The following is a 4,096-nucleotide window of genomic DNA, read 5'->3' as shown; positions in this document are numbered from 1 at the left end:
CGGGAAGCCGCGCGGCTGGGTCCAGGCGGACAGCCTGGGCGGCCACGCGGGCGACACTCCGCTGAGCCAGGTGCCCGCCGAGCCGTTCGGGCACACGTTCACGGTGGGCACCGACTCGCTGCGGGCGGCGCTCGACGCGGCCGTGCTGTCGCCCGCCGGGCAGGCCGTCGGCGTGGACGACAACGGCCAGGCGGTCGGCGTGGCGACGTTCGACCAGCTGCGGGCCGCGATCCAGGTCGCGGAAAAAGCCGCGGACGAGGACGCGGCTGATAACAGCAAGGAGCGCGTGCCCAGCCAGCCGGGACCCCAGGGCGCTCAATCCGGGGCACAGCCATGATCTGGTCCTGGATCCCCCAGAACTGGTCGCTCATCTGGCAACTGACCTGGGAGAACGCCAAGCTGGGCGTGCTGTCGGCGCTGTACGGGCTGATTATCTCCCTGCCGCTCGGGATCATCGCCGCGCGCTGGCGCTGGTTCTACCCGCCGACGCTGGCCGTCGTCAACGTGGTCTACGCGGTCCCGTCGCTGGCGCTGTGGATCGCGCTCATCCCCGCCTTCGGGCTCACCGACACGACGGTCATCATCGGGCTGACCGCCTTCTCGCTGTGTGTCATCCTGCCGAACGTCGTCGAAGGGCTGCGCGCGGTTCCGGCCCCCGTCAGGCAAGCGGCGACCGCGATGGGATACGGCGCGACGCGCCGCCTGGTGATGGTGGAACTGCCGCTGGCGACGCCGGTGATCATCGGCGGCCTGCGGGTCGGCGTGGTGGCGAGCATCAGCCTGGCCAGCCTCGGCCAGCTGATCGGCGTGTCCAGCCTCGGCTACCTGTTCATCGACGGGCTGCAGCGCTCCTTCCCGACCGAGATCTACGTGGGCCTGGTGTGCGTCATCGTGCTCGCGGTCATCTGCGACCTGCTGCTCGTCGGGGTCAGGAGAGTGCTCACGCCGTGGCAGCCCCGGCGGCAGGTGGCACTGGCCCAGTGGCCTGGTCTGCAGCGGGTGGCGCTGAGGAGGGGGGCCGCGTGAGCTTCTTCAGCTACGCCTGGGACTGGGTGACCACGTCCGCCCACTGGCAGGGGTCCGACAGCATCCCGCAGCAGCTCCTCGCCCACCTCGGCTACACCGTCCTGCCGCTGCTGATCGCGGCGCTGATCGGGATCCCGCTCGGGGTCGCGATCGGGCACACCGGCCGCGGCGCGGTGCTCGTGGTGAACCTGGCCAACGCCTGGCGCGCCATCCCCACCCTCGGGCTGCTGATCCTGCTGGCCGTCTACCTCGGCTTCAGCATCCTCACCTGGCTGATTCCGCTGGTCGTGCTGGCCATCCCGCCGATTATCATCAACGCCTACGAGGGCGTGGCGGGCGTCGATCCCGATGTGAAGGACGCGGCCAAGGGCATGGGCATGACGCCCTGGCAGCAGGTGACGCGCGTGGAGATCCCGATCGCGCTGCCGCTGCTGCTTGTCGGCCTGCGCACGGCGACGATCTTCGTCGTGGCCACCGCCACGATCGCCGCGTACATCGGCCTCGGCGGCCTCGGCCGCTTCATCATCGACGGTCTCGCGAGTAACGACTACGGTCCGGTGGCCGGCGGCGCGCTTCTCGTCGTGCTGCTCGCCGTCCTCGTGCTGGCGCTTTTCGCCGTGCTCAACAGGCTGGTAGTCCCAGTCGGCCTGCGCAAACAGGCCGAGCTCGGCAGAACTGAATAGGGAAACCCCATCCGAAAGGAAAACCATATGCGCACCAGGACCGCCACTGGCGGGATAGCCGCCATCGCGGCTATCACCCTCGCGGCCGTGGCCGCGTGCTCGAGCAGCGCAAGCTCGTCAAGCAGCAGCAGCGCGAGCGCGAGTGCGAGCAGCTCCAACCCGCTGTCCTCGGGAGGCAGCTCGACGTCCGTCGTCGTCGGCTCGGCGAACTTCCCGGAGAACGAACTGCTCGCCACGGTCTACGCCCAGGCGCTGCAAGCCAAGGGCATCAAGGCCACGACCAAGCTCAACATCGGCGCCCGTGAGGTGTACTACCCGCAGGTCGAGAAGGGCACGATCTCGATCATCCCCGAATACAACGGCACCCTCCTCACGGTCGAGGTCGACAAGACGTCGACCGCGAAGACCACCGCGGAAGTCGACGCCGCGCTGGCCGCGAAGCTGCCGTCCACGCTCCAGGTGCTCAACTCGGCCCCTGCGCAGGACAGCGACTCGATCACCGTGACCCAGGCGACCGCGAACAAGTACCACCTGAAGTCGATCGCCGACCTGAAGCCGTACGCGGCGAACATGGCGCTCGGCGCGCCGCCCGAGTTCAAGACCCGCACCGACGGCATCGCCGGCCTGAAGGCGACCTACGGGCTCACCTTCAAGAGCTTCGTCCCGCTCGACGAGTCGGGCCCGCTGACGCTCGCCGCCCTGCAAGACGGCAAGGTGCAGGCGGCCGACGTCTTCACGACCACCCCCCAGATCGTCACCGACAAGCTGGTCTCGCTCGCGGACCCGAAGTTCAACTTCGCCGCGCAGAACGTGATCCCGCTCGTCTACAAGCCGGCGATGAACGCCACGATCATCAACACCCTCAACGCGGTCGACGCCAAGCTGACCACGGAGGCCCTGCTGCAGATGGACAACGCGGTCATCACGGAGCACGCGAACTACTCCACCGTCGCGGCCGGCTTCCTGCAGGCGGAAGGGCTGAGCTGACCGGAGTCGCCACGGGCCCGTTCCGGATAATGAATTGAAGTTTTTCTAGATACAGGCAGTTACCGTTGAGGGTGGAGCAATTCGCGCCATCCCTCAACGGTGGCTTGCCCCGCGGCATTTACCGAGAAGGCCCGCGCCGGGCCCGGCGCCGTTTCCTGAGTCCCGCGTCGACGACCACCACGGCGGCGATCACGGCCGCCTCGATCCAGGCGGTGTTCCACAGCACGGCCAGATTCACGGGCTCGAGCAGGTCGCCGAGCTGGATGGGCGGTATTCCGGACGTGCCGCCGCTGTTCAGCTCAACCCCGGGGAGCACCTTCACGCCCCGGGGCACGGCCGTGGCCGGCTGGCCCCGGACGACGAACCGGTGCGGGCCGGTGCCTCCTTGACCCCCGAAGCTGCCGGGCGCGAAGTGATGCCAGGCCACTCCGATGAGCACGACCACCGCCACAACCGCCGTCACTGCGGCCAGCTGCCGCAGGAACCTCACCGCGGCCGCCTGGCGAACACCCGGCGGGCGACGCCGGCGATCCACCTCCAGCGCAGCGCCACGTGGACCGGGACAAGGCCGAGTGTCACCTCCGCCGTGAGCGTGTGCGCCCGGTCCCAGAACGGATCGTCGAGCGCAAGGCTGATGCGGAGTTCTGGCAGCGCGACCCGCGAGATCAGGATGCCGGACGCCACGCACAGGGTCATGGCGAACAGCAGCGCGAGGTTGACGAGCCAGATCAGCTTGTCGGGGCCGCGCGGGCGCAGCAGCCGTCCCGTCGTCCGCACGACCCAGTCCCAGTGCAGCGTGATGTGCAGCAGCAGGGCGACCCCGAGCGCGATGCCGAGCCACTCGTGGATCACGACTCCGGTGAAGCCGTAGCTGTAGGCGACCGTGTACCCGACGAGGATGGCGGCGTCGAACCAGAAGTCCAGCCGGGTCCGCGCCGCGACCCGTCTCAGGGGCAGAGACTCGCTCACGACGGGCACGTTATGGTGTCCAGCTCTCGCGGTCGGTGCGAGGATCGCGTGAGTTCCGTGTGATTGTTCGGAACGTCCTCGGCTTGCTCCGGGACGTTCCGGCTATCTCCGTCTAGGCGGAAGCCGCCCGCGGTGGCGCCTCGCCGGCCGCCGCGCACCTGGCCGCGACGCGCTCCAGGTCCACGCCGAGCGCGGCGGCCAGCGCGACCACGGTGAAGAACGCGGGGGTTGCGATGCGCCCCGTCTCGATCTTGCGCAGGGTCTCCACCGGAACGCCCGATTCCGCCGCCACATCGGCCATGCTGCGCGTGCCGCGCGCCTGGCGGAGGATGGCGCCGAGTCGCTCGCCGCGGGCGCGTTCCGCGGGACTCAGCGGGGGCCGGACCATACTGTGATTGTAATACCGGTATAGTTATCCCGGAGACGGAAAG

6 protein-coding genes and 1 pseudogene are annotated in these 4,096 nt (G+C 69.1%); 4 read left to right on the top strand and 3 right to left on the bottom strand.

The features are described from left to right. The 4 genes and pseudogenes from WA805_RS18335 to WA805_RS18320 all read left to right on the top strand — a co-directional run. Positions 1 to 337: pseudogene (locus WA805_RS18335) on the top strand (hypothetical protein); the annotation flags it as partial. Beyond that, the gene (locus tag WA805_RS18330; RefSeq protein WP_422290567.1) at positions 334 to 1,026 is read left to right on the top strand and encodes an ABC transporter permease; all 693 of its coding nucleotides are present in this window, start codon (positions 334 to 336) and stop codon (positions 1,024 to 1,026) included. The pseudogene WA805_RS18335 and the gene WA805_RS18330, both read left to right, overlap by 4 nt. Continuing rightward, on the top strand, positions 1,023 to 1,709 hold the full coding sequence (locus WA805_RS18325; protein WP_422290565.1) for an ABC transporter permease: 687 nt from the start codon (positions 1,023 to 1,025) through the stop codon (positions 1,707 to 1,709). Before WA805_RS18330 ends, WA805_RS18325 begins: the two co-directional genes overlap by 4 nt. Before the next feature lie 27 nt (positions 1,710 to 1,736). Next, complete coding sequence (locus WA805_RS18320) at positions 1,737 to 2,696, top strand: ABC transporter substrate-binding protein (RefSeq protein WP_425242933.1); 960 nt, start codon at positions 1,737 to 1,739, stop codon at positions 2,694 to 2,696. Between the two features lie 118 nt (positions 2,697 to 2,814). Here the strand turns inward: WA805_RS18320 and WA805_RS18315 are convergent, their stop codons facing one another. The 3 genes from WA805_RS18315 to WA805_RS18305 all read right to left on the bottom strand — a co-directional run bounded on the left by WA805_RS18315 (position 2,815) and on the right by WA805_RS18305 (position 4,053). After that, positions 2,815 to 3,186, bottom strand: a complete 372-nt coding sequence (locus tag WA805_RS18315) for a hypothetical protein (protein ID WP_425242932.1) — start codon at positions 3,184 to 3,186, stop codon at positions 2,815 to 2,817. Beyond that, the gene (locus WA805_RS18310; protein WP_425239607.1) at positions 3,183 to 3,665 is read right to left on the bottom strand and encodes a DUF4405 domain-containing protein; all 483 of its coding nucleotides are present in this window, start codon (positions 3,663 to 3,665) and stop codon (positions 3,183 to 3,185) included. Before WA805_RS18310 ends, WA805_RS18315 begins: the two co-directional genes overlap by 4 nt. 112 nt (positions 3,666 to 3,777) lie before the next feature. Further along, positions 3,778 to 4,053, bottom strand: a complete 276-nt coding sequence (locus WA805_RS18305) for a helix-turn-helix domain-containing protein (protein WP_422272400.1) — start codon at positions 4,051 to 4,053, stop codon at positions 3,778 to 3,780. Positions 4,054 to 4,096: the final 43 nt, after the last annotated feature.

Source organism: Trebonia sp. (genome assembly GCF_049794275.1).
Lineage (GTDB): Bacteria > Actinomycetota > Actinomycetes > Streptosporangiales > Streptosporangiaceae > Trebonia.
The sequence above is the reverse complement of the archived record's forward strand: the minus strand, read 5'-3'. Positions and strand labels throughout refer to the sequence as shown.